Annotated in this window: 23 protein-coding genes; 14 read left to right on the top strand and 9 right to left on the bottom strand. The window is 41.2% G+C overall.

What is annotated here, in order from left to right:
• Nucleotides 1-13 precede the first annotated feature (13 nt).
• Nucleotides 14-844: an STAS domain-containing protein gene (locus tag F9802_RS13390; protein WP_152152781.1), complete on the top strand. Its 831-nt coding sequence runs from the start codon at nucleotides 14-16 to the stop codon at nucleotides 842-844.
• A 191-nt stretch (nucleotides 845-1,035) separates the two neighbouring features.
• A complete protein-coding gene (locus F9802_RS13385; protein WP_152152779.1) occupies nucleotides 1,036-1,737 on the top strand; it encodes a superoxide dismutase family protein in 702 nt (233 codons plus the stop codon).
• Nucleotides 1,738-2,134: 397 nt separating this feature from the next.
• On the opposite strand, the gene F9802_RS13375 is transcribed toward F9802_RS13385, so the two are convergent.
• Nucleotides 2,135-2,335, bottom strand: coding sequence for a cold-shock protein (locus F9802_RS13375; RefSeq protein ID WP_152152777.1), 201 nt, complete (start codon nucleotides 2,333-2,335; stop codon nucleotides 2,135-2,137).
• A gap of 221 nt (nucleotides 2,336-2,556) precedes the next feature.
• Here F9802_RS13375 and F9802_RS13370 point away from each other — a divergent pair, with 221 nt between their 5' ends.
• The gene (locus F9802_RS13370; RefSeq protein WP_152152775.1) at nucleotides 2,557-2,829 is read left to right on the top strand and encodes a hypothetical protein; all 273 of its coding nucleotides are present in this window, start codon (nucleotides 2,557-2,559) and stop codon (nucleotides 2,827-2,829) included.
• 144 nt (nucleotides 2,830-2,973) lie between these two features.
• On the opposite strand, the gene F9802_RS13365 is transcribed toward F9802_RS13370, so the two are convergent.
• The 4 genes from F9802_RS13365 to zupT all read right to left on the bottom strand — a co-directional run bounded on the left by F9802_RS13365 (nucleotide 2,974) and on the right by zupT (nucleotide 5,918).
• Nucleotides 2,974-3,348: a nucleotide excision repair endonuclease gene (locus tag F9802_RS13365; protein ID WP_152152773.1), complete on the bottom strand. Its 375-nt coding sequence runs from the start codon at nucleotides 3,346-3,348 to the stop codon at nucleotides 2,974-2,976.
• Nucleotides 3,349-3,477: 129 nt separating this feature from the next.
• Nucleotides 3,478-4,659 carry a DHH family phosphoesterase gene (locus F9802_RS13360; protein WP_152152771.1) on the bottom strand — a complete coding sequence of 394 codons (1,182 nt, stop codon included), beginning with the start codon at nucleotides 4,657-4,659 and terminating at the stop codon, nucleotides 3,478-3,480.
• Between the two features lie 199 nt (nucleotides 4,660-4,858).
• On the bottom strand, nucleotides 4,859-5,050 hold the full coding sequence (locus F9802_RS13355; RefSeq protein WP_152152769.1) for a hypothetical protein: 192 nt from the start codon (nucleotides 5,048-5,050) through the stop codon (nucleotides 4,859-4,861).
• A 58-nt stretch (nucleotides 5,051-5,108) separates the two neighbouring features.
• Nucleotides 5,109-5,918 carry a zinc transporter ZupT gene (gene zupT / locus F9802_RS13350; RefSeq protein ID WP_152152767.1) on the bottom strand — a complete coding sequence of 270 codons (810 nt, stop codon included), beginning with the start codon at nucleotides 5,916-5,918 and terminating at the stop codon, nucleotides 5,109-5,111.
• Between the two features lie 320 nt (nucleotides 5,919-6,238).
• Here zupT and F9802_RS13345 point away from each other — a divergent pair, with 320 nt between their 5' ends.
• The 3 genes from F9802_RS13345 to F9802_RS19720 all read left to right on the top strand — a co-directional run bounded on the left by F9802_RS13345 (nucleotide 6,239) and on the right by F9802_RS19720 (nucleotide 9,154).
• A complete protein-coding gene (locus tag F9802_RS13345; protein ID WP_152152765.1) occupies nucleotides 6,239-7,174 on the top strand; it encodes a cation diffusion facilitator family transporter in 936 nt (311 codons plus the stop codon).
• A gap of 134 nt (nucleotides 7,175-7,308) precedes the next feature.
• A complete protein-coding gene (locus F9802_RS13340; protein ID WP_191991970.1) occupies nucleotides 7,309-8,574 on the top strand; it encodes a glycoside hydrolase family 18 protein in 1,266 nt (421 codons plus the stop codon).
• A 118-nt stretch (nucleotides 8,575-8,692) separates the two neighbouring features.
• A complete protein-coding gene (locus F9802_RS19720; protein WP_191991968.1) occupies nucleotides 8,693-9,154 on the top strand; it encodes a hypothetical protein in 462 nt (153 codons plus the stop codon).
• Between the two features lie 168 nt (nucleotides 9,155-9,322).
• Here F9802_RS19720 and F9802_RS13330 read toward each other — a convergent pair whose 3' ends face one another.
• From F9802_RS13330 to F9802_RS13320, 3 genes are all read right to left on the bottom strand, one after another.
• Nucleotides 9,323-9,862, bottom strand: a complete 540-nt coding sequence (locus tag F9802_RS13330) for a chromate transporter (RefSeq protein ID WP_152152759.1) — start codon at nucleotides 9,860-9,862, stop codon at nucleotides 9,323-9,325.
• Nucleotides 9,863-9,866: 4 nt separating this feature from the next.
• Nucleotides 9,867-10,460 (bottom strand): chromate transporter, encoded by a 594-nt coding sequence (locus tag F9802_RS13325; protein WP_152152757.1) that lies wholly within the window; start codon nucleotides 10,458-10,460, stop codon nucleotides 9,867-9,869.
• Between the two features lie 85 nt (nucleotides 10,461-10,545).
• Nucleotides 10,546-11,778, bottom strand: coding sequence for an ROK family transcriptional regulator (locus F9802_RS13320; RefSeq protein ID WP_152152755.1), 1,233 nt, complete (start codon nucleotides 11,776-11,778; stop codon nucleotides 10,546-10,548).
• A 394-nt stretch (nucleotides 11,779-12,172) separates the two neighbouring features.
• Between F9802_RS13320 and F9802_RS13315 the strand changes: the two genes are divergently transcribed.
• From F9802_RS13315 to F9802_RS13295, 5 genes are all read left to right on the top strand, one after another.
• Nucleotides 12,173-13,633, top strand: a complete 1,461-nt coding sequence (locus F9802_RS13315; protein WP_152152753.1) for an NAD-dependent succinate-semialdehyde dehydrogenase — start codon at nucleotides 12,173-12,175, stop codon at nucleotides 13,631-13,633.
• Between the two features lie 62 nt (nucleotides 13,634-13,695).
• Nucleotides 13,696-15,084, top strand: coding sequence for an aminotransferase family protein (locus F9802_RS13310; protein ID WP_152152751.1), 1,389 nt, complete (start codon nucleotides 13,696-13,698; stop codon nucleotides 15,082-15,084).
• A gap of 162 nt (nucleotides 15,085-15,246) precedes the next feature.
• Nucleotides 15,247-16,596, top strand: coding sequence for an APC family permease (locus F9802_RS13305; protein ID WP_191991966.1), 1,350 nt, complete (start codon nucleotides 15,247-15,249; stop codon nucleotides 16,594-16,596).
• Between the two features lie 206 nt (nucleotides 16,597-16,802).
• On the top strand, nucleotides 16,803-17,654 hold the full coding sequence (locus tag F9802_RS13300; RefSeq protein ID WP_152152747.1) for an MBL fold metallo-hydrolase: 852 nt from the start codon (nucleotides 16,803-16,805) through the stop codon (nucleotides 17,652-17,654).
• A gap of 136 nt (nucleotides 17,655-17,790) precedes the next feature.
• On the top strand, nucleotides 17,791-18,246 hold the full coding sequence (locus F9802_RS13295; protein ID WP_152152745.1) for an APC family permease: 456 nt from the start codon (nucleotides 17,791-17,793) through the stop codon (nucleotides 18,244-18,246).
• 296 nt (nucleotides 18,247-18,542) lie between these two features.
• On the opposite strand, the gene F9802_RS13290 is transcribed toward F9802_RS13295, so the two are convergent.
• A complete protein-coding gene (locus tag F9802_RS13290; RefSeq protein ID WP_191991964.1) occupies nucleotides 18,543-19,784 on the bottom strand; it encodes an ROK family transcriptional regulator in 1,242 nt (413 codons plus the stop codon).
• A 306-nt stretch (nucleotides 19,785-20,090) separates the two neighbouring features.
• Between F9802_RS13290 and F9802_RS13285 the strand changes: the two genes are divergently transcribed.
• The 3 genes from F9802_RS13285 to F9802_RS13275 all read left to right on the top strand — a co-directional run bounded on the left by F9802_RS13285 (nucleotide 20,091) and on the right by F9802_RS13275 (nucleotide 24,163).
• The gene (locus tag F9802_RS13285; RefSeq protein WP_152152741.1) at nucleotides 20,091-20,942 is read left to right on the top strand and encodes an MBL fold metallo-hydrolase; all 852 of its coding nucleotides are present in this window, start codon (nucleotides 20,091-20,093) and stop codon (nucleotides 20,940-20,942) included.
• 456 nt (nucleotides 20,943-21,398) lie between these two features.
• A complete protein-coding gene (locus F9802_RS13280; protein ID WP_191991962.1) occupies nucleotides 21,399-22,661 on the top strand; it encodes an MFS transporter in 1,263 nt (420 codons plus the stop codon).
• 56 nt (nucleotides 22,662-22,717) lie between these two features.
• Entirely contained in the window at nucleotides 22,718-24,163 is a 1,446-nt protein-coding gene (locus tag F9802_RS13275; RefSeq protein WP_152152737.1) for an amidase, read from the top strand.
• The last annotated feature ends 233 nt before the right edge of the window (nucleotides 24,164-24,396 follow it).

Raw genomic sequence — 24,396 nt, 5'->3', positions numbered from 1 at the left:
GCTCAAGAAAATTATGAGGAAAATAAACGAAAAATTATATGATTACATATTAGAAAACAAAGAAAGCCTAACAAACGAATGGCTGAGCACGCGCAGCAAAGCGGATGGTACAACTTATTCAAAGAATAGTACGCCTGACGTGGAACGGCAGCTGCGCGAAGAAAATGGTGCGTTTATTGAAGCAATAACCAATGTGTTCATTGAAGAAAAAGAACAGTGTATTGAACAATGGGCAATAAGAGTAGCTGAAGAACGGGCAAAGAAAGACGTACCTATGCATGAAATTATTGCCCAATTTAGGGTGTTCCGTTCAATTTATTGGAGATTTGTAAGAAAATTCATTGAAGAAGCAGGCGAAGAAGTTACGGTGCATGATGTGCTGCGCTGGAGTGAATCGCTGAATAGCACATTTGATTACATCATTGAAGCCTTTACTGAGAATCATCAAAAAATAATGCAGAAACTATTGGCGTGCCAGCAGGAAATGATTACTGAGTTGAGTAGCCCGGTTATTCCAATCAAAAAGGGAATAGGTGTCCTGCCAGTCGTTGGTGATATTGATACATACCGGGCAAAAGTTATATTGGAATCTTCGCTTGAACAATGTTTAGAAAAAGGCGTACAAACATTGTTTATTGATTTATCGGCTGTCCCGATCGTCGATACGATGGTTGCTCATCAGCTTTTTCAATTATTGTCTTCTTTAAAGCTAATAGGCGTGGCCTCTGTTCTTTCTGGTATTCGCCCAGAAGTGGCTCAGACAGCTACTCAGCTAGGCATTGATTTTTCCGATGTAACTATTCAATCGACTTTGTTAAGAGCTTTAGAAGAGTATGAAAAGTAAATGAGTAAAAAATGAACGGGCAAAAGTCATGAAAAATCGCTTTAAACTTAAAAGGTCTCCTTCTTTTATAGCGTACTTATTATTCACCATTAGGTCTAATGAATGAAAGTGCTCCATATATGTTTAAATATTCTCTCAATTGTGTAAAGTGGATGTGTATGTACATATTTTATGGAAAGTAGGGGAATAGAATGAAGAAGTGGTTTTTTCTAACATTATTTTTAGCGATGATGCTCGTCTTAGCTGCTTGCGGCGGAGGTAATGACAACGCTGCGGATGAGCAAAGCAATACCGAAGAAGCAGGCAATGAAACAAGCGAAGAAACAACGACGAATGAAAGTGATCCAGGAACGGCAGATGAGTCGACAGGAACGCAGCCAAATGAAGAAACACCAACGGAAGAACAAGCAGCCGAAGAAGAAAACAAAAACATTGAAACTCCGGGCTCAGTAACGGTTGATTTAAACAACAGCGAAGGCAAAAAAGTTGGGACAGCTGAATTGGAACAGGCAGAAGACGGGGTGCTCGTTAAGGTTGAAGCCTCTAACTTGCCGGCTGGGGAACATGGTTTCCACATTCATGAAACCGGAAAATGTGAAGCACCGACATTTGAGTCAGCTGGAGGACACTTTAACCCAACAGGTGCGATGCATGGGTTTGATCATGAAAAAGGACCTCATGCTGGTGACTTGCCGGATCTTAAAGTAGCCGAAGACGGTACAGCGAAAGCAGAAATGATAGCGGAAAACGTTACACTAGTCAGCGGCGAAAAACATTCCTTATTTGATGATGACGGATCAGCTCTTGTGATTCACGCCAAACCGGATGATGGGAAATCCCAGCCGGCAGGTGATGCAGGGGATCGCATCGTGTGTGGTATAATTAAACAATAAAAAATAGACGAAAAGGAACGCTTGGGCGGCGAAAAGCCGGGCGTTCCTTTTTGTTGATCTGTCATTCAGCCGGCCAATTTATTTTTTGGGAGTGTATTTGTTTCCGATCTTAATAATAAGCGGAGTACCAATAATAGTCGGCAATAGCCAAATAACGAGAACAGGCAGATCATTTAAAAGCAGGATATGCTTGCTGTTGACGACGAGTGTCGCAAAAGCAATCACCTCTAATGGAATCGGATGAAAAATTTACTTTGCTCTTTATTTAAAGCTGGCTGGCAAGAGGGATAATCAAAAAAAGACAACCGCACTTTCAAATTAAGAGTTGAGAGTGGGTTGTCGATCATCTATAACAGTCTTTACTGTCGTAGTTTGTTTAATTTAGTTGATAGAGTAATTATGCTTTTTGAACGTTAGTCGCTTGCAGGCCGCGTTGACCTTGCTCTGTTTCGAAAGTAACTTCTTGACCTTCGTCTAAAGATTTGTAGCCTTCGCCTTGGATAGCTGAGAAGTGAACGAATACATCGTCTCCGCCTTCACGTTCGATAAATCCAAAACCTTTTTCTGCATTAAACCATTTTACTTTACCTTGTTCCATTTGTGCTTCCTCCTCGTGTGCTGCGCACACATATATGTTACTATCCTTGCTCAAATCTTGCAGACGAAAAGTTTTTCTACTTATCATTCTTCTTCGAACAAAAATAATTCTTCTTAACAGTAACAGAAATTTACATGAAAGGCAAGAGAAGGTGCCAAAGAGTTTGTCGACATGTTTCAGCAAACTATGCTATTCCGATGTAAAACCCGGACGGCAGTATCATGAATACGCGCACAACGACGCTGTATGATGAAGCGGGCCAGCCAAAAGAAGACAGAAACGGAACACCAGTAACGGTTGATTTAAACCGCGACTGGGCGGATGTGAAACCGGATTATGCGGTTGACCTCCATCACCAAGGCTTTAAAACAGTGTACGGCACGAAAGAGTCAACGTCGATGTCACTCGGTGTATCGCTTGCCGGTTATCAAACGGATACAGGTATTATACCTGTTGGATATTTATTGACATATTTTACCAATCCGCCAAGTTAAAGTACAGACCGGCCGGTCAACGTTTTAAATAAAATAAGCAGGGGTGAGAGTTTGACCTCCCATGCCTGCTTATTTTTTGTTTCGCTGCGTCCACTTAACAGAGATTTGCCTTTGAGGCAGTCTCTCTGGCAAAAGAAACTTGATTTACCTGAAAAACGCTTTGTCAATATTGTACTTTGCTTTGAATTTATTGATGATATACGTTTCATAAATATCGCGGTCTGCCGGATCTTCTACGTAGCAAACAGCAATTTTATATACTTCGTCTCTATGCATTTTGATTGGGGAGACTGTATCCTCAAAACTTTTACGAATTCTCATTCTCAGTTTTCTTGCTTTTCCAACGAACATTAACTCATCATGAATATCGTAGAACATATACACGCCGCTTTTGTCGCGGGCTATTTTATGATAGTCAATAAAACCGTACTCTCTAGCTATTTCCGCCTCGCTCGTATCTCCTTCTTGGTTCTTTTTAGTAATCACGAGGTCGGGTTGTGGAATGTCAATTTTTATCATGTTCAATCGCTCCTATTCTTCTTTAAAGAGTACCACAAATGACAAGAAAAGCCACTATTGCTTGAGCAATTATAGAATTTTTCACGATTATCGTTCAACATACGTTCTAAAAGCAGACATTACCGTATGTTAGTTACCTTTTCTGGCCAAATTCTTTAAGTAACTGACAAAAACGTCGTCCTTGGCAAGGGAGGCTTCATATGTTCTTTTTAAGAATCTTTCTCCTTCTTGAAAGCTTGGGAAGGTGTCCTCCACTTTTTCATCGTTATGGTCAATTACCCATTCATTTTCATTAACCGGATACAGGAGAAAAATTTCTCCCTTGCGGTTTTCGTACAGAGAACCGAATGAGGACTCTTTTACATTGTAGCGGTTTCTTTTGGCATCTTCCCGCAGCGGCATAAGATGAAACGTTTCAGTAACAAACTGTCTGTACGCTTCTTCCGAAAGCGAGCAGCCGGATGCTTTCGCATGACCGCCGCCTCCATATCGCCCGGCGACCTCAGATACATCAACGTGATCATGAATCGTGCGAAATCCCATCCGTTTTCCACCAATGTTCAAAATAGCTATATAATCAAGATGTGGATTTTCTTTTCCGAGTTCATTGCCGAGCTCGGAGTGATACGATTCCGCATATACAATCCCAGCAAACAAGCCGTCGACTTTGGCTTGCACTAGCTCCCGTCTTTTCCGGCGAATATAGCGCTCGGTTTTGTCTTCTTCCATATCGAGTATCTTTTCTTCAAATTCGTCGAAAAAGAAATGTTCGCTATGCTGGAGACGGCCGATCATTATCTCTTCAAATTCTTCTATCGAAATTAAGAAGAACAGAGCATTCAGCCTTCGTGCTTTCTGGTTATCGTTTTTCTCCCATTCCCACGTATCATATTGCCTGACAAGCTCCACGAATTCTGCTATGGTATCCGAAGGCTCAATGAATTTATGCTCGATCAGATACGCATAAAACAACGAAGTGGCAGATGTTAACTTTCCTTCAGCATCTTCAACTAAAACATGTCCCCACTCATAGTCGTTAAAGTGCAAGGCTGTTTTATGATGATCAATCAGCTGAACCTTTCCTCCTGATAAATAAAAATCATTTAGCTTTTCTTCGTTTTCTTCGTTTACTGATAAGTCGGTAATAAGCAAAAAAGTCTTCTTATCACCATTTTCTAAAAACCATTCTACTTCGTGATTTAAACCTGAAATGGAATTGTAGCGGACGTGGACTTGTTTTCCGAAAGCAAGCTTTGCTAAAATACCGCAGCCAACGCCGTCCAAATCATTATGAGTCAGTAATTTGTACATCTTCTTCACCTCTTTGTACTTATTATGTTCCCCAAAGTGAAAAAGTTGAAAAGAATCCGCCCGAAAAATATAAAAAAACTCATTTTGGCTAAGTTTATAAAAAAACCATCTAATGAACGTGCAGACGGAGCCAGTTTTTATGTCATCTGAATAAAAATAAAGTGCCCGGTACCTACCTTGGAGGTACCGGGCACTTTGTTTATTCGTTTTCACGAACTGTATCATCGACAATGGCTCTCAGGTCTTTATGAAACAATTCATCGCTGCACACTAGATTTTCTTCATGGCCGTTATTGACGATTCTCTTTAATTCCGCTTCATCACCTTTGGCGTTGATAATCTCAAATATTTGATTTAAGCCTTCAGACGTTTGCTTGTCTTCATTTCTCATGTAGACCACACTCCTTTTTAGTATTAACTTTTCCCTGAAAAGGAGTATTGAATCCTATTTAAATAATTAATAAAAGGCTGAGCGCCATAACAGCCATTCCGCCCATTAACCCGTAGATGGATAAATGCGTTTCATCGTACTTTTTCGCTGCTGGCAGCAATTCATCAAGAGAGATAAACACCATGATGCCCGCAACGCCAGCAAAGATGACGCCGAACATGACATCATTTAAAAAAGGCATTAAAAACAGCCAGGCTGCGATTGCACCAACGGGTTCAGATAATCCAGATAAAAAGGAAAGCTTAAACGCTTTTTTCTTATCTCCAGTCGCAAAGTAGATCGGGACAGAAACAGCAATTCCTTCAGGTATGTTATGAATCGCAATCGCAATCGCAATCGCCGCTCCAAGCGCCGGATCCTGCAGGGCAGCCGTAAACGTAGCGATTCCTTCAGGGAAATTATGGATGGCAATCGCCAGTGCCGTGAACGTTCCCATTTTCAGCAAAGTCGGGTCATTCACAGCCTGCTTTGAATCGGTCATTTCCTCTACTCGTTTTAGCTCATGTGGATTTCCTTGTTTTGGAATCCATTTGTCAATCAGCGCAATTAATATCATTCCGCCAAAGAAGCCGGCTACTGTCAGCCAATTTCCTAACTCTGCTCCCAATTCACCAGTCAATGCATCTTTCGCCTTTACAAAAATTTCAACCATGGACACATAAATCATGACGCCTGCTGAGAAGCCGAGAGCAAGTGATAAAAATCTTGTATTTGTTCTAGATGTAAAAAAGGCAAGTATGCTGCCAATTCCGGTTGCGAGACCTGCCAATAAAGTCAATGCAAAAGCAAGCATAAGATTTTCCGCCATTCGTTTTCCCCCTCTTTACGATTAAAAGATCTTTCTTCGTTTATATATATGCTCGCCTGCGAAAATGTTTACCTTAGGAAACATTTTAACCTTTGTGAAAATTATAAGTCAAGTTATAATTAAAAAGGAAGAGTAAAAATGTAAACGACTGGGCAATTAAAAGATGTGATCACTCTTTTCTCTCCATTAATAGCTAATAATGTTATGTGAGATAAAGCATCTAGAAAAAAGATTTCTTATTTTTGCTAAAAAGCTTGAACAAAAGAGGCGCATTTGAAATACTATATATATGAACATATATTCATATAAGGAGGCGTACAATGGGACATTCACACAGCCATAGTCACCATCATCATCACCATCACGGGCATGGGCATCATCACCATTCAAGTAATAACAAGCAAGCATTAAAACTGTCTTTTCTGCTTATTGCGACCTATATGGTTATAGAGGTGATCGGAGGGATTCTGACAAACAGTCTTGCCTTATTATCAGATGCGGGCCATATGCTAAGTGATGCGGCTGCGCTTGGTCTCAGCTATTTGGCGTTAAAATTTGGTGAAAAAGAAGCGACTTTATCGAAAACATTTGGCTACAAACGATTTGAAATTTTAGCCGCTTTTATTAACGGCCTAACATTGCTCGCGATCTCTATTTATATTTTTTTGGAAGCGTATAAAAGAGTGCTGGCACCGCCGGAAGTCATGAGCAAGGGGATGCTTATCGTCTCAGTCATTGGATTAATGGTTAATATTGTTGCGGCATATATTTTAATGAAAGGCGATAAAGACGAAAATCTAAATGTACGCAGCGCTTTTTTACATGTTCTCGGTGATTTGCTCGGTTCTGTCGGGGCAATAGCCGCTGCTTTAATGATCATGTTTTTCGGCTGGAATTTAGCTGATCCGATTGCCAGTGTCATCGTCGCCATTTTGATCATCATCAGCGGTGTGCGTGTCACAAAAGATTCTTTTCACATTTTGATGGAAGGCGTGCCCGATAACCTTGATGTTACCCAAATCAAGCAGGCTTTACTCGCCTTGCCGGGAGTGAAAGACGTTCACGATTTGCATGTATGGGCGATTACTTCCAATTTTCCAGCATTAAGCTGCCACGTCGTGATCGAACCAAATATAGATGGACAGTCCGTGCTCCTCAGTGCTCAAAAAAAGTTGCATGATCAATTTCATATTGACCATACAACGATTCAAATTGATTTAGCTGATAATACGTGTGAAGGTGATCACTGTAACTAAGAAGCGGACCCTAAATGGGTACGCTTTTTTATTTAGCTGTTTGCAGAAAAGTACGCTATTGAAAAACGTTCATGTTTTCTTCTTTTTTTACATACATGTATAGAAGAAAATCATACGCAAAGGGGAGGAGAGTCATGGCGGTTCATACAGTGATGCCGGGAGATACGTTATGGAAACTGTCCAGCGTATACGGTGTGCCTATTTCTGCACTTATGCGTATTAACGGGCTCGTTTCAGGTGCACTTGTGCCCGGGCTGAATTTGTACATACCTGATGAGGCCCTTCCTGAACGTTTTTATCAAGTAAAAGCGGGTGATACACTCTGGAAGATTGCACAAACATTTCAATCATCTGTTCAGTTAATTATTGCTGCTAATCCGAGCCTCAGCCCAAATAAGTTAAAAATCAACGAGCGCCTCCGTATTCCTACATGGCAATCATATACGATGCAGACCCTTGTCTTTATGGATGCCTTTGATCCAACGCCTTATTTGGATACATTAAAATCACTCGCTAGCCATATTACGTATCTGGCCATTTTTACGTATTCGTTCACGCGTGACGGAATGTTGATTCAGGCGAACGACGAACAGATCCTTAAAGATTGCAAACAAAACAACATAAAACCGCTAATGGTCGTCAGTAACTATGAAGGGGGCACATTCAGTACGGAACTGGCAGATCACATATTGAATCCTGCACGCCGGCCGGTTTTGATACGAAACATTGTCACTGCAGTGATTCAAAAAGGTTATGCAGGGGTCAGTGTTGATTTTGAGTTTGTTTCGCCGACCCGGCGCCAAGATTTCACGGCATTTGTGCGGGAGCTGAAAAGGGCACTCGGCCGCCGTGTTTTGCAAGTGAATGCCCATGCTAAAACGGGCGATCAGCCGACGAACCGGCTGACTGGCTTTCTTGATTACCGGGCGATTGGGGAAGCGGCAGATATTACGGCTGTCATGACGATTGATTATGGCTATGCCCTCGGACCGCCTGCTCCCATTTCGCCTGTTTGGTGGATCGAGCAAGTATTAACTTATGTTGTTAGCCAGATTGATCCCCGCAAGCTGATGATGGCGATTAATTTATACGGTTATGATTGGACACTGCCGCCGCAGCCCGGCAGAACAGCAGCCATGCTCACTGTGCTGGCAGCGCAAAATCAAGCCATTGCCAGCGGAGTGCCTATTCAGTTTGACAGCCGGGCTCAGTCACCGTCGTACCGTTACAGACGTGGAGGCTTGGAACATGCTGTTTCATTTGAAGATGTCAAGAGTGTAGCAGCTAAATATGAACTAATGGAAGTATATAATCTGCTTGGAACAACTTACTGGCGGCTGCGGTTTTCATTTCCACAAAATTGGGCATACGTAAATAAAAATATTCGGGTGGAAAAGTAAGTCATGTCTTTTCATAACTAACGAATAGAATGTTATTAATAAATATTTCAGCTTTGTGATATTTGTCTATGCGCTTATCTTTTTTTTTCATAACTTATTAAAGAAAGGAGGGATAAACGTGCCAAAAGGACATGGTAAAGGTAAGAAACACCAAGGTAAAAACAAGAAAGATAAAAATCAAGATCAAAATCAAGATCAAAATCAAGATCAAGGTCAAGACCAAGATCAAGACCAAGGTCAAGATCAAGATCAAGAGCAAGGTCAGGACCAAGACCAAGGTCAGGATCAAGGTCAAGATCAAGGAAAAGACAAAAACAAAAACAAGGACAAAAACAAAGACCAAGACAACAACAAAAATAAAGATAAAGATAAAGACCAAGACAAGGATAAAGGTAAAGACAAGGATAAAGACAAAAATAAGTTAGCTGAGGTTTTGGAAAAGTTAGACCAAGTTTTAGATAAATTAGCTGGTTTAGAAGAAGGAGTGAAAGGTTTAGAAGAGAAGGCCGCTGATTTAGAAAGAGAAAATACTTATCAGCAAAAGCAGATTGATCGTCTTGAGAAGAATTACGGCTGGTAATTTATAAATAACTATAAATATTTAGAGAACATAAAACAAGGTTGCTAAGCATTTATACTAGCTGTCGGAAGATTTCCGACAGCTTTTCATTGTGGATGGATTATGGGCAAATATGCAGCAAAGCCCAAACAGCTATTTGTTTGGACTTTGCTGCGGTCAAACTTTAGATTAAGAATACAAAGCTACACCCGCGATGCCAGAAAAAATAATAATTAAAGCAGGATGAGCACGAAATTTTATTAGGGCAAGAAGAGAAAGCGAAAATATACCCAGCAGGCTGATAGAATTGAGAGAAACTGGTCCGATTAATTGATTGGAAACAGCAAATTTAATGGCTGCGTACACAATAAGCCCGACAACAATAGGACGCAGTCCATAAAAAGCCGATTGGACAACCGGGTTTTTGTTCGCTTTGGTAAAAAAGGCGGCGATCACCAAAATGATGATCAATGACGGCAAAACGACTCCAAGTGTAGAAGCAACTGCTCCTGCGAATCCGGCTGTTTGATAGCCGACAAAGACGGCGCAGTTCGTGGCGATCGGGCCAGGTGACATGCCGGCAATAGCGATAATGTCGGTGAATTCTTGAGTAGTCATCCACTGATGGGCAGTCACTTCTATCTCAATGATGGGGATCGTCGCGTAACCTCCCCCAAATGAGATAAGCCCGATAATGAAAAATGTTTTAAATAGTTCTAGTAAAATCATTTTTTCACCCAACTTCCTTTTTATGTCCATCGATCCTTGTGTGACCGCCGAGCCGTGTTCTTATTTTAACGAGACAAATGCCAACAAGCATTCCACTGAAAATAATGATGACAGGGTGAATGTGAAGAAAAAGCAGAAAGACAACGGTCAATCCAGCTATGACAAGCGTCGTTTTATCAATGATCGCCGTTGGAGCGATTTTATAAGCAGCCAAACAAATAAGCGCTACAACCGCAGGACCGATTCCATGAAAGGCCGCTTCCACTTTCGGGTTATCTTTAAAATGCAGATAGAATATGCTAAGGGCGATCACAATCAGAAACGTCGGGAGCAAGACGCCTAACATCGCGGCCAGGGCTCCGCTGATGCCAGCAATCCGGTAGCCGACAAATGTAGCTGAATTAATAGCCATAGCACCGGGAGCAGACCCTGCCAACGCAAGTACATCGGTGATATCTTCCATCTGAATCCATTTCTTTTTATTGACTACTTCTCTTTCAATGACTGGAATCATCGCATAACCGCCGCCGAATGTGATGGGACCAATTTTTAAAAAGGTGAAAAATATTTCCATAAGCAGCTTCCAGTTTTTTTTCATTTGAACACCTCTTTACGTTCTCTTTTTCGGTTCTAATTCCAGTATAACATTCTTTTTTCCGTTTTGGTTATAAGTTTTAAGGGCTTTAGTAAATTGTGTTCTGATCTGTTAAATAATAATTTAGCATTGCCCTGCCAGCTCCGATCGCGCCGGCATTTTCACCGAGTAATCCCTTGCTGAAAATGATTTCGTGTTCAGGATAAATAACTTTAGAACGGTTAGTTGCTATTTCGGTCACAACGTTATAATATAAATCCATTTTGGTATAAAGGGGTCCACCTAAAATAATTAAGTCAGGGAAAAACATGTGAACTAAATTAGCGAGACCGATCCCAGAGTAATAGGCAGCATCTTTTATAATTCCCTCTGCAAAAGAATCACCTTCATTAACCGCGCGGCAAATATCATCGAAATTAATCTCTTCGATATTTGTTCGCCACTCTCGAAGAATGGAAGGATAACCGCGCTTTAGCCCTTTGACGACCTCTTCTTGAATCGCCGGAATAGATGAGTAGGCATGAATACAACCGTAGCCGCCACAGACGCATTTTCGCCCATGAACATCAACGACCATATGCCCTTGTCCGAATGCTCCTAGCTTATCGGCCCCTTGAACAAGGCGTCCGTCTATAATCAGCCCGTTGCGTATCCCGACTCCTTTTAAAATACTGACAACATTCCGATACTTTTTAAATGAATCTTGCTGATATTCTGCAAGTGTCGCTGTGTTGGCTCCATATTCCAGCACTGTTTTTATATTTAATTTTTCGCTTAATATACTGCACAACGGTACGTTTTCCCAGCCTGGAGATGAAAAGTAAATCGGATTTAAAATGATGCCGTTTTCACGATCCAGTGGGCCAATGGCTCCGATTCCTGCCCCCAACACATCATCACTTGCGAGTCCTCGTCGCTCCATCATTGTTTTAGTCCGAGAAGCGATGAACTCAATTGTGACATCAGGCGTTGTTTTTTCATCCATTGTCAGCGTCGCCTCATCAATGATGGAAAAACTAAGATTCAGTAATAAAACTTTCGTATACGTCCTCGAAATATCAATGCCGATTACATAATAGGCATCCGCTTTAATTTCGTACATAACTGGTTTGCGTCCGCCGCTTGATTGACCATAACCGCTTTCTATAACCAGTCCGTTTTCGATTAGTTCATCAATGAGCCGGGAGCAAGTTGTCTGCTTTAATCTTGTGTATTTAACTAAATCAATCCTTGAGATAGGGCCGTGTTCTGTAATAAGACTGTATAGTTCTTTTAAACTTTTTTCTTTTGGTGATAGGACACCAGCAAATTGCTTAATCATATTTATCCTCCGTTTTTTACTCACATCAACAATAGTTTTATTATAATGCTTTCTGCCATTTTGGTCATATAGGAGAGAAAAACCTTATATAGATAATGATTAAAGCACCTTTCTTTCAAATTGACAAAAAGTATATGAAAAATATCTGAAAATCGCCACTTTTTATATGTATTTTGAATTTTACAAAAAACTTTTGACTAAAATGGAGGAAACGTTTACAATAACATTAATTCGAGAAGCGTTTACGAAAGTGAAAGGTGGGCGAGGTTGAAGCGCTAAGATATGAAAAGTCGAAATAGAGGCGATTTTCATAAGGTGAAGGTTTACTTTAAAGAATGGCAGCACATATTCCTCACACTGGAGAAAAAATATAATTAGCAAAGGAAGGATTCATATGACAACGGTAATAAACGATGTAAAAACATACAATTTGTATATCAATGGAGAATGGGTCAGTCCGATTTCTGAAAGTTACTTCGATGTCATTAGCCCTGCAACGGGACAGGTTGTTTCAAAAGCAGCGCTTGGGGATGAACAAGACACAAAGCGGGCGATAGATGCGGCTGCTGCTGCTTTTCCAGAATGGTCCGCTAAGACAGGAAGAGAGCGGGCTGAAATTCTCACCAGGCTATACCAACTGATGATTGAAAATTCCGAACAGTTAGCAAAGTCCATTTCCGTTGAAATGGGCAAGCCGATCCAGCAGGCTCGTGGTGAAGTCATGAATGCGGCTGAGTACGTTCTTTGGAATTTAGAAGAAGGAAAGCGTGTAAGTGGAGAAGTGATTCCCGGAGCCGTTAAGAATAGGCGGCTGCAAGTGATCAGACAGCCGATTGGACCTGTCGCGGCCATTACTCCTTGGAACTTTCCACTCGGAATGGTTACCAGAAAACTCGCGCCTGCTCTTGCGGCTGGCTGTACAGTTGTCTTAAAACCAGCTGAGCAGACGCCTGGAAGCGCCATTTTGTTTTTCGAACTGGCAGAAAAAGCGGGAATTCCAAAAGGGGTTATAAATTTAGTCACAGGAACTCCACAACAGATCGGTGACGCTCTGTTATCAGATAAAAGAATCCGTAAAATTACTTTTACAGGTTCAACGAATGTAGGAAAACAGTTATTAAGAAAAGCTGCCGATCAAGTCAAACGGGTATCCATGGAGCTTGGCGGGCATGCGCCGTTCATCGTTTTTGAAGATGCTGATCTGGAGCATACTATTGAGCAGCTTGCTCGCTGTAAATTTCAAAACTGTGGACAAACATGTATTTCCGCCAACCGTATTTACGTACAAGAATCCATTAAGGATCAGTTCTTATCATTATTAAAAGAAAAAGCGGAATCTTTACGTGTAGGAAATGGATTGGAAAAGGGAGTAGACGTGGGACCGTTAGTAAGTAAAGCCGGTTTGAACAAAGTAGAGGAGCAAGTGAACAACGCAGTAGAGCAAGGAGCGAAGTTAGTCACCGGCGGCGAAAAATACGAAGTTGAAGGACATGAAGAGGGGTATTTTTACAAGCCAACTATTTTAGCAGATGTACAAGATACGATGATGATTGCTACAAATGAGACATTCGGTCCAGTCGCACCAATCTTCACATTTAAAACGGAAGAAGAAGTAGTCGCTAAAGCGAATGACACGGATTACGGATTAGCTGCTTATTGTTTTACGAAAGATTTATCTAGGTCTGTACGCGTATCTGAAGCATTAGAGTACGGAATGGTAGGAATAAATGACACGGTTCTTTCTCAAGTGGAAGGCCCATTCGGTGGTATAAAAGAAAGCGGTATGGGACGTGAAGGAGGAACAGACGGGTTAGCAGATTTTCTTGAAAAGAAATTTATTTCGACAATTATATAAGAAACAATTGTGGATAGAGTGATTATTTAGTTGACTAGTAAACTAATCAGGAGGGGTCCGTAATGAGTAATATAACGGAAAACGTAAGCACTGAACAATTGAAAGAATTAGATAGAAAACACTTTTTGCACCCGACTACTGCAATTAAACAGCATCAAGAGAATGGACCAACACTTATTATTGAAGAAGGAGAAGGAATTTATTTAACTGATATAAACGGAAATAAATATATCGATGGCATGTCTTCTCTATGGAATGTGAATGTTGGGCACGGACGTGAAGAGTTGGCAGAAGTGGCTAAAGAACAAATGAAAAAATTGGCCTTCAGTTCTTGTTTTCAAGGAATGTCACATGAACCGGTCATCCGTTTGGCGAAAAAGCTTTCAACGCTGACACCTGGTGATCTCAACGTCAGCTTCTTCACATCAGGAGGATCTGAATCAAACGACACAGCCTTTAAGCTTGTTCGTCATTATTGGAAATTAAAAGGTGAAACGAAGCGTACGAAAATTATTGCTTTAAAACGCGGGTATCATGGAATCACAGTTGGAGCAACAAGTGCAACAGGAATCGAACAATTTCAAAATATGGCAACTGCACAAGCCCCGGATTTTATTCATGCCACAACAAGGTTTAAAACCGACTGTGAACTTGGAGACCGGACGGATTCAGATTTTGCCGGAAGTGTAAGAGGAGTCATTGAAAGCGAAGGTGCTGATACAGTCGCTGCAGTTATTCTAGAGCCGATTCAGGGAGCAGGAGGAATGTTTATCCCGCCGGATGGATATTTGCAGGCGATTCGAGATCTTTGTGATGAATATGGGATTTTAATGATAACGGATGAAGTGATTTGTGGATTTGGCCGGACAGGAAAAATGTTTGGAGTAGATAACTGGAATGTTGTTCCGGATGTGATGACCGTGGCGAAAGGAATTACGAGCGCATACAGTCAGTTGGGGGCCGTCATCATCCGTGAAACATTGCGGGATGAATTGTCCGAATTGTCAGATGGAATGTTTTTTCACGGATTTACTTACAGCGGACACCCTGTCGCTTGTGCCGTCGCATTAAAAAACATTGAGATTATCGAAAGAGAAGATCTTGTTTCTAATGCAAAACAAATGGAGGCTGTATTAAAGAAAGGATTTGAATATTTAGAAGAAAAGTACCCGTTTGTCACGAAAACGAGAGCAATCGGATTATTGGCAGCTTTTGAATTGTATAAAGATCGAGAAAACGAAATTCCATTTGATCCTTCATTAGCGGTGGCCCCTAAACTCGTACAAGAATGCTTAAAAAGAGGGCTAGTCGTACGACCAGTTATATTTGAAGGTTCGAATACGATCGTTATGGCGCCGCCTCTAACGACTACAAAAGAACAAGTAGAAGAAATGATCCAAATTTTTGATGACTCATTAAGTGCAATCGAAAAGAGCATTTGTGAAAAGTAAGAGAACTTGCAATGAAACACATCTCGTTTGTTCACCTCAGAAATTCAGTAAGTTAATAGACATTTACGTTTTATGAGATTGAAAGAAATCAGAGCAATTCCAAGAGAAATCAAATGCCTAGGAATGAGTTCTCTGGAATTGCTCTTTACGGGGAGGAAAACAGTGAGTACAGCTAATCAAGAGGGGCAAAACTTACAAAGAGTGCTGCGAACAAGAGATTTGGTCATTTTTGGTCTGATCTTTATTTCACCCAACTCTGCTCAATCATTATTTGGAGAATTAACGTTTTCTTCTGGAGGACATGGGGTTTTAGCCGTTTTTATCGGACTTATTGCTATGATTTTTACAGCTGCAAGTTATGGGAAAATGGCATCTATCGTGCCAAAAGCAGGTTCTACATACAGTTATGTTACACATAGTTTGAATCCAAGCTTAGGATTTATAGCTGGATGGGCTATATTATTGGATTACTTAATTTTCCCGATGATGATTTATAAATTGAGTTCGGCTTTTGCGATGGAATTATTCCCTTTTATTCCATTGTGGTTCATGTTACTCATACTGATCATCCCAATGACTTTCTTCAATTATCGTGGGGCTAAGCTAACTGCACATTTAAATACGATTATGTTAATTGTAAAGCTGATCAGCGTCTTTTTATTCGTCGGCTTCGCCGTGTATGCGCTTACAATTGATGGTGGAATAGGGAGTTTAGTAAATATAAACGGTATATATAGAGGGGAAACCTTTTCCACAAGTGCCTTAATAGCAGGAGCTTCGATTGCCGTGCTTGCTTATATCGGATTTGATGGAATCACCGCGCTGGCCGAAGACGCCAAAGTATCAGGAAAAACGGTAGGACGGGCTGCGATGATTACTTGTGTGATTAGTTCTTTACTTATTGGAGTTCAAGTTTATTTGGCGTCAATTGTTCAATCGAGGCTAGGCGTATTGAAACATACAGATACCGCTTTTTACGATATAGCGATAGCTGTTGGTGGGAGCGGCTTAGCTGCAGTTACAACAATGATCCTCGTTGTAACTGGAACGGCAACGGCTTTGGCAGGTCAGGCTTCAGGTTCCAGGGTACTCTTTAGCATGGGGCGCGACGGCGTTCTGCCAGCTTCTTTCGCTTACTTGCATTCGAAATATAAAACACCGGTTTATAGTGTCTTTCTATTAGCTGTGTTAGGTTACATCGGAGCTCTTATGATACCGATCAGTGTCTTCTTCCTCATTGTCGTCTTCGGAGCCATCATCGGTTTTATCTTTGTCAACATATCAGTCATTATCGAGTTTTTCATAAAAAGAAAAGAGAGAAAAGGAAAGCACTTCATTGCTAATTTGATTTCGCCTGTACTCGGGATCAGTGTATGTCTGTATATTTTACTGGGAATGGAAATAGTTGGGCAAGTAGTTGGCGTTTGTTGGCTGCTAATCGGCGGGATCGTTCTTGCCATCAAGACACAAGGGTTCCAAAAAGAGATAAGCTCCCTAAATATCGAGCAATAATCCAGATCATGATAATTCCCTAATCTTCCTAGTCACTTTCATCCAAATTTGAAATCAAGTTTAGGGGGCTGATAAACTGTCTAATGAAAAAAGTTTTGGCTAAAATGGTTTAAACATTTACAATAAAACAATTTAGAAAATGCTTATTGCAATAAGTGGAATATAAGCCTTAAACGCAAGAATGTGAAAAAGGGAGGAACAAGAATATGACAAATGTAAAAGTAACGATGCTTGGTACAGGAAGTCCGCGTCCGGATTTGGAACGGTCAGGACCTTCGCAAGTTTTAACGGTCGATGATACGAATATTTTAATTGACTGCGGCGAAGGAACAACGACGCAGCTGATGAAAGCGGGCATCCCGCCGGAAAATATTCACTATTTATTTATGACTCATCTTCATTCTGATCACGTGTTTGGATATGGGCAATTTTTACTTGGTGGATGGGGACTGGGCCGCCGGAAACTGACAATTGTCGGACCAAAAGGAATGAAGCATTTTCATGAAACGATTATCAACTTGTTTGATGAAGACATCTCTTACCGGACATCACTTGGAAGACCAGGAAACGGTGTGCTGGATGTCAATATTATCGAAATTGACGAACCTGGAGAAGTCGATTGCGGGCTCCCATGGAAAATTTCGGCTGCTGAAATGGTTCATAACGTATTAACATATGGCTATCGTTTTGAAACAGGAGAGAAAACAGTGGTCATTTCCGGAGACACGGCACCTGCACCGGCCATTGTGGAGCTTTCGAAAGATGCCGATCTCCTTGTTATCGATGCTTGTCTTGCCCCGACTGCCGTCTATCGCAATACGAAAAGTCCTGAACTGCAGAAGATCTGGGATAACTTGCAGAAAGAACACTGCACACCAGAGCAGACAGGTGAAATCGGCAAAGAAGCCGGCGTAAAAACACTCGTCTTGACTCATTTTTTACCAAACATCATTGAAGAAGAAACAAAGCAGCAGGCAGCTGAAGTATTTGACGGAGAAATCATCGTCGGGAAAGATCTGCAAGTTATCCCGGTGACAAGTACCGTTTCTGTTTCATAATTACTTATTGTTCATCTCAGAAGTTTAATAGATAACTAAGCTTTGTGGGCTTTAAAGAAACCAGAGCAATTCCAGAGGGAAATCAAAGAATTTAGATTTAATTCTCTGGAATTGCTTTTTATGGGTAAATACGGTTATGTTAATCGTCAAGCTAATTAGCGTCTTTCTATTTGTAGGGTTTGCGGTGTGTGCGCTTACATCGGAAGGAGGAATAGGAAGTTTAGTTAATTTAAATGGCATCTATCACAAAGAAACCTTTTCGATAAACGCATTAATTGCAGGGACTTCCATTGCGGTTCTTTCGTATATCGGTTTCGATGGAATTACTGCCTTGGCCGAAGATGCGAAAGTTTCAGGGAAAATGGTAGGACGGGCTGCAATTATTACTTGTGTAATTAGTTCTGTTCTCATTGGCATTCAAATTTATTTCGCGACACTTATTCAAACAAAGTTGGGCGCATTGAAAAGTGTGGATACAGCTTTTTATGATATAGCGATAGCTGTTGGCGGCAGCTTCAACGATTGCTCTCGTTTTAACAGGAACGGCTACTGCTTTAGCAGGCCAGGCGTCAGGTTCTACAGTATTGTTTAGTATGGGACGCGATGGTGTTTTGCCAGCTTCTTTAGCTTATTTGCATCCAAAATCTTGCTATTAAGACACAAGGATTCCGGAAAGAGATCAGCACGATCAATATCGAACAATAAGCGGTGCACACATTTTCGTGGTTCTCGCTCACAAATTGGGCATAAGTCCACGATATCCTGCTCATAAAGTCAGAATTGCCGCACATAAAATTCAAAATCATAGGGGACACCTCTTCTTGAGTTTGTTTGATGGTACTTACAATCTACAAGAAAGGTGTCTTTTTTTCGTTTATTTATGGAATTTTATACATAATCAACACGCGTGGTATGATCAGTTAAATAGTGATCGAGCACCATCCGGCCAGCACCGATGGCACTAGCGTTTTCGCCGAGTAGTCCCCGAGTAAAAATAATTTCCTGATTAGGATACATATTTCTACAGCGAGCGGCCGCCGTTTCACTTACGACATCATAAAACAAATCCATATTTGTATACGTGGGTCCACTTAAAATAATGACATCGGGGAAGAGGACGTTGGCTAAATTGGCAAGCCCAACTCCAGCGTAGTAGGCGGCATTTTTGACAACGCGTGTGACAAGGGAATCTCTTTCATTAGCCGCTCGGCAAATATCATCAAAGTCCATTTCTTTAGGATCTGATTTCCAGTCACGGATGATCGATGGAGCGCCTTGCTCAAGGCCGCTTATAATGTCTTCTTTTATAGCAGAAATAGATGAGTAAGCATGTACACATCCGTTATTTCCACAAATACATTTTCTGCCGTACAGATCAACAACCATATGTCCCTGGCCAAGCATACCGAGTTTATCAGTTCCGCGTATAAGCCTTCCATCCATGATCATGGACGTGCGTGTACCGATTCCTTTTAAAACGTGAACAACATTTTTGTGTTTTTTAAAAGGCTCCTGCTGATATTCCGCAAGCAGGGCGGTATTCGCTCCATAATCGAGCAATGTATTAAGCCGCAACTTTTCACTTAACAAGCTGTTGATCGGGAAGTTTTCCCAGCCTTTTGAAGGGAAATTAATAGGATTTAATATTATGCCGTTTTCACGGTCTAATGGACCAATTGTTCCAAGTCCTGCTCCTAAAATGTCATCTTGAGTAAGGCCAAACTTATTTAGCATGTTATGAACGCTAGAGGAGATAAAGTCAACTGTAAAGGCAGGAGTAGTTGTTTCGTTCATCGTTAGTCTGGCTTCCTCTAAGACAACGAAAGCAAGGTTCATTAACAATACTTTCGTATATGTTCTCGAAATATCAATGCCGATTACATAATTAGCATCATCTTTTATTTCATACATAACCGGTTTGCGTCCCCCGCTTGATTCGCCATATCCACTTTCAACAATGAGCCCAATTCCAAGTAATTCATCGATGAGGCGGGAGCAAGTCGTCTGTCTCATCCCGGTGTATTTAATTAAATCACTTTTTGATACAGGACCGTGTTCTACGATGAGGCTGTACAGTTCTTTTAAGCTTTTTTCTTTTTGAGACAGAGCCCCCGTAAATTGTTTTAACATAATCATTCCCTCGCTTTTTTACTCTCACTTTCTTTATTATATCGCTTTTATTCAAATTGGTCGTATAATCAATCACTAAATGAATGTCAATAATGTAAAAAGTACTCGTATATATGCCTAAAACTAAAAAGGTTGTACAGCTCTTATTATTAGAATGACAAAAATTATTTAAAAGAGAAAATTTTCAAAAAACTTTTGACTAAAATGGTTAAAACATTTACAATAAAATTTATTAAGAAAGCGCTTGCGAAAATAAATAAGACATAAGACTAGGGCGCTGGGAGATGAAAAGGGAGGATCAGTAACATGACAAACGTAAAAGTGACAATGCTTGGCACAGGAAGCCCACGACCGGATCTTGAACGGTCAGGTCCCGCGCAGGTTTTATCCATTGACGATACACACATTTTAATAGACTGCGGGGAAGGAACAACAGCGCAGCTGATGAAAGCTGAAATCCCGCCGGAAAGCATTCACTATTTATTTATGACACATCTCCATTCAGATCATTTGCTTGGGTACGGACAATTTTTACTTGGCGGATGGGGCCTTGGCCGCCGGAAATTGACCGTAGTTGGTCCAAAAGGAATGAAACATTTTCATGAAACGATCATCAACCTGTTCGATGAAGACATCTCTTACCGGACGTCACTTGGCAGACCAGGCAATGGAGTGCTCGATGTCAATATTATCGAAATTGACGAGCCCGGTGAAATCGACTGTGGACTGCCGTGGAAAATTACAACTGCTGAAATGGTACATAACGTATTAACATATGGCTATCGTTTTGAAACAGGGGAGAAAACAGTGGTCATTTCCGGAGATACTGCACCGACTCCTGCGATTGTAGAGCTTTCGAAAAATGCGGATCTTCTCGTTATCGATGCGTGTCTTGCTCCGACGGCCGTGTACCGTAATACGAAAAGCCCCGAACTGCAAAAGATCTGGGACAGCTTACAGAAAGAACACTGTACACCGGAACAGGCAGGTAAAATCGGCAAAGAAGCCGGAGTGAAAACACTTGTTTTGACACACTTTTTACCGAACATCATTGAAGAAGAAACAAAACAGCAGGCAGCTGATGTTTTTGATGGAGAGGTCATTGTCGGAAGGGATCTTCAAGTGATTCGGGTGTCAAATACAGTTTTTGTTTCATAAAAAGGGTTGAGTGATAGTTAAAAAGATATATGAAATGATACATTATTATCTTTTTATCCTTCAACAGAATGTATATTTGTCGTTTTATAAGTTTGAATATTCAAAAATTTGCGGCTAGCGAATTTGCATTCTAACCACTTGTTCGGTTACGCCCAGTTTTAATCGGCGGCCAGGGAACTGGACGGCGTGAACTTACAGTGGTTGAACCAGTTATATGAAAGGTGAAAATAAAGAATTTGAAAAAGTATATGTTAACTTGTGAAAAGAGCATTGCACTCCGTCCAGTGCGGTGAAACAGCCGAAAAAGCCGGTGTGAAAAAACTTGTCATGACGCATTTCCTTCCGGGTGCCGATCTCGAAGAAGCGTGTCGGGAAGCTTCAGAGCTTTTTCAGGAACAGTGATTGCTAGTAAAGATCTACAATTTGTCGAAATAGATGAATAAAAGGGGGATTTTTATGCGTTGGGTTATTGTTGTTTTTTTATTCTTTTTGTACATCATCAACTATGCAGATAAGGCAATTGTAGGCTATGCGGCAGTTCCGATTATGGAAGATCTGAACCTTACATACGCTCAGTGGGGAATGGTCGGAAGTAGTTTTTACTGGTTATTTTCTGTTGCCGGCATTATAGGGGCTGCTTTGTCAGATAAAATAGGGACAAAGAAAATGTTAACGATTATGGCTATTGTCTGGACAATTTGTCAGTTAGGGGCATTCGCTATTTATAGTTTGCCATTGTTAATTTTTTCACGGGTGATTCTAGGGGCTTTTGAAGGGCCTTATTATGCAACCGCTATTAGCCACATCAGCAAATGGTTCCCACCGGAGCGGCGGGCATTTGCGATCTCACTTGTAAACTGTGGAAGTATGGGGGCTAAATTAATGGCTCCGCTTCTTATTCTGATTATTCACAGCTACAGCTGGCGTATTGGCTTCGGTTTTTTAGGAGCTCTCAGTCTTATATGGTGCATATTGTGGATCACTTTTGGTCGTGAAAAACCTAAAAGTCAAGTTGCCGCTCATGAGCCTCGAGAAAAGTTACCAAAGGTTAAATGGAAGGAAGTTTCTAAGGTATTCCTTTCCGCTAACTTTATTCTTACGACTTTAGCTTTCTTCTCCGCCTTTTGGATTTTATCGTGGGCATTTGTTTGGATGCCAACTTATTTAACCGAAGTGATTCACTTATCACCAATGCAAATGGGGTATATCGTTGGGGGAATTGGCATTTTTACTGCCCTTGGGTCAGTAGTCATTGCAGCACTGTCAGACCATTTATTCAAGAAAACAAAAAGTTTTCGGAAGTCTCGTGTATTGGTGGCCGGTATTTCTTTAATTTTGGGCGCTGCAGCCTTTTTTTCAACGACAGTCATTCAATCAACGATAGGGGCCATTATCGCCTTAGGATTAGGATTAACGCTTGTTAATACGATGTTTTCCATTGCCCCGCAAATTGCTAATCATTTGCTGCCAGAGCGAAAAGGGTTAGCATCGGGAACATTAATAGGATTAGCGAATTTAGCAGGGATTGTTGGCCCTCTCGCTACCGGCTTTGTCGTTCAATTGGCAGGAAAAAATACAGTCCTAGGTTTTAATTATTCAGTGATGCTGGCAGCTTCAATCTTATTGGTTTTCAGTTTGATTTTTTTGATCTTTACTAATCCTGATAAAGAAACAGTAAAAGCCTCTCAATTAATTAAGAAGCAAGCAGAAGTAAACTAATAAAGAGTTGCTGCTAATGTCTTTGCGACAGATTAAAAAGCGAGGAGTTGAACAAAGTGGATTTTTGCCACTATTCAGAATATGATGCTACAGGGCTGGCTGAATTAGTTAAGAAAAAAGAAGTGACTCCAAAAGAATTAGCAGAAGCTGCCTTTGAAGGGATTGAAAAATTAAATCCAACGATTAACGCCATTGTGCAAGCTTTAGCTGAACAATCAGATAAGGAAATAGAGAAAGGATTGCCCGATGGTCCCTTTAAAGGTGTTCCCTTTCTTATTAAAGAATTAGGCATACAAGCTGCAGGTGTGCCCATAAGCAGTGGCAGCCGTTTACTCGATGGTTTTGCATCACCGGCTGATGATGAGTTAATGACGAGATTTCGGAAAGCAGGATTAGTAACTGTTGGAACAACGACAACACCTGAATTTGGATATAATTTTACTACTGAGTCCGTTCTTCACGGTCCTACACGTAATCCGTGGAATCTAGAACGCAGTGCCGGTGGTTCAAGCGGCGGCTCTGCCGCTGCAGTAGCAGCAGGAATTGTACCGATTGCACATGCAAATGATGGAGCTGGATCCATTCGCGTACCCGCTTCCTATAATGGATTAATAGGATTTAAACCAACGCGAGGCCGCGTCCCAGCTGGACCAAATGTGAGCGAACCTGCATACGGACGCTCCGCCAGCTTTGCCATTACTCGAAGCGTCCGAGATACAGCTGCATTACTCGATTTTATAAAAGGCCCTGACGTTGGCTGCTATGCATGGGCGGAGCGACCAAAACGACCATATAGCGAAGAAGCCCTAAGTCCTCCAGGACGGCTCCGAATTGCCTGGTCGGCGCATCCGCAAAATCATGCCACTGTTAATGAAGAAGTGCTTCAAGTTCTCTATCAAACGGTAAAGCTTTGTGAAGAACTGGGACACACAATGGTAGAAGCCGCTCCCATAGTCGATGAAGAGCTGCATGCACTTTCTGCGCTGCGCATAAAAGCGGCTTACACAACGAGCGCGATTAATCATGCTTCTGCCAAACTAAATCGCGTTCCTTCTGAAGAAAATCTTGAAGCGGCCATCTGGTCCGCCTATCAAACGGGTCAAAACTTAAAAGCTACTGAACTTTTAGAGGCTTTTAATATTCAGAATAGGATTTCAAGATCAGTTGGAGAATTTTTTACCAATTATGATGTGCTGCTAACACCAACAGCCGCTCAACCGCCGCTGTCGCTTGGCGAGCTTAATATGAATGCACCAGAGAGCGACATGCGGACATTTGGTAAAAAAATGTTTAACTATTTTCCATTTACCCGATTATTTAACACAACAGGCCAGCCTGCTGTTTCCTTGCCGCTTGGCTGGAGTAGAACCGGTCTTCCAATAGGGATGCAGTTTGCCGGCCGCTTTGCTGATGAAGCAACACTCTTTAGACTCGCTGGGCAGCTTGAAAAAGCCGGTCTGTGGAATACAACATCCCCTTTGTTAAAGCAAATCGAACATTAATAAAATGTAAAAAACTAGTCATCAAAAAGTGAATGAAGCTGATGACTTAGTCTCTAAATTAGCGAAGCCCTCTCTTGGAAAGTTGAGAGGGTATTTTTTATATCATAAGGCTCTTTATATTAATCAAAATTTTATGAAATATAGCGATGTTAACTAACTAGCTTAAAAACAAATAAAAGTTCTAAATATAATGAAAGTTATTTTGCTTTTTTCGCAAGTTGATTAATATCATT

Source organism: Bacillus aerolatus (genome assembly GCF_009183655.1).
GTDB classification, from domain to species: Bacteria; Bacillota; Bacilli; order Bacillales; family Domibacillaceae; genus Pseudobacillus; species Pseudobacillus aerolatus.
Note: the sequence above shows the minus strand (reverse complement) of the source record. Positions and strands in the feature narration are given on the sequence as shown.